The following is a 671-nucleotide window of genomic DNA, read 5'->3' as shown; positions in this document are numbered from 1 at the left end:
CTAAGCCTTGTTCCTCCGATCAGCATCTTGGTCATCAAAAAACATACGATTTTAGACAGCCTCACGTCGGCTTTTGACAGCTCTCTGTTCGATCCTCAAACCCTCCCGAGCAACCTCGTTTTTATTTCCGGCCCCTCTAAAACCGCTGACATACAGCAGACTCTTGCTTATGGAGCGCACGGACCAAAGCGACTTATTGTGTTTCTACTAACTTAGGCGGATAATTTTCTGCTTCGCTATTGAGCGGCTTTAGGTAGCGCAAAGAAGATCCGTATTCAATAAGCACAACAAAAACAGAAATTGATAAGGAACTATATGAACATTTCAAAAACTCTAGCGCTTGCATGCGCCTTCTTAGCAGTAGTCATGAGCGGTCACGCATCAGCTGAAGAAAAACACGTTTCTATCACTCAAATCGTCGAACATCCCGCTCTAGACTCCGTTCGTCAGGGTGTAAAAGACGTCCTTGCAGAAGCAGGCTATAGAGAAGGCGAAAACCTTAAGTGGGAGTACCAAAGCGCTCAGGGAAATCCAACAACCGCTGCACAGATTGCCAAAAAATTTGCGGGTAGCAATCCCGATGTTATCGTCGCAATTGCAACGCCGTCCGCACAAGCAATGGTGGCTTCTGCTCGAAGCAGCAATATTATCTTCAGTGCAGTAACAGACCC

Annotated in this window: 2 protein-coding genes; both read left to right on the top strand. The window is 46.5% G+C overall.

What is annotated here, in order from left to right:
- On the top strand, positions 1–216 hold a 216-nt coding region (locus tag A3750_RS25155; RefSeq protein ID WP_197475251.1), incomplete at its 5' end, for an LUD domain-containing protein.
- Positions 217–315: 99 nt separating this feature from the next.
- A partial coding sequence (locus A3750_RS22535; RefSeq protein WP_304440223.1) for an ABC transporter substrate-binding protein occupies positions 316–671 on the top strand: 356 nt, incomplete at its 3' end.

The sequence above is a fragment of the Oleiphilus sp. HI0079 genome (assembly GCF_001635105.1).
The sequence above is the reverse complement of the archived record's forward strand: the minus strand, read 5'-3'. Positions and strand labels throughout refer to the sequence as shown.